Source organism: Tepidimonas charontis, from assembly GCF_007556685.1.
In the GTDB taxonomy this organism is placed as follows: domain Bacteria; phylum Pseudomonadota; class Gammaproteobacteria; order Burkholderiales; family Burkholderiaceae_C; genus Tepidimonas; species Tepidimonas charontis.
Genome location: NZ_VJON01000126.1, coordinates 1 through 508 on the forward strand (window position 1 = coordinate 1; position 508 = coordinate 508).

At 60.4% G+C, this 508-nt stretch carries 1 protein-coding gene; it reads right to left on the reverse strand.

The genetic code is table 11. The features are described from left to right. Positions 1-149: 149 nt before the first annotated feature. A partial coding sequence (locus Tchar_RS14190) for a transposase (protein WP_236640483.1) occupies positions 150-508 on the reverse strand: 359 nt, incomplete at its 5' end.

Below are 508 nucleotides of genomic sequence, written 5' to 3' on the forward strand. Positions count from 1 at the left end.
GGGCAGGCAAACATCGAAAAACTCCCAGAAAACGGCGCATCAGACCATCAAATCTGGGGGAAATTGTACTCGCAAACAGACAATAACACAAGAAAAATCATGCGGTTATGAATATTTCAGGGGCGACTAATTAGTCGCCCCTGAAAAATTCATTTGCAAGCCAGCCGCAGCCTCGGCAGGGCCGGGTTGGCACCGCCGATGCCGGTTGGCCGCTGTGGGAGGAGCAAGTGCCCGAGCAGCCGCACGGCCGCAATGAGGCGCAAAAAAGCTCGCCTCAAGAAGGGCACGCCCTTGTTGGCGATCATGCGCAGCAGCCAGCGGATGTTGTAGCCCGCCGCGCACAGCACCGCGTGCAGCCGGTCACCCTGCTCGCCCTTGAGGTGGCACCTGTCCATGCGGTGATCCTGCTTCAAGTGCCCGATGACCGGCTCGATGGCCTGGCGGCGCTTGAGCAGTCTGCGCTCCTCGTGCGTCAGGCGCTTGATCTTGCCGCGGTGCACCAGGCGCA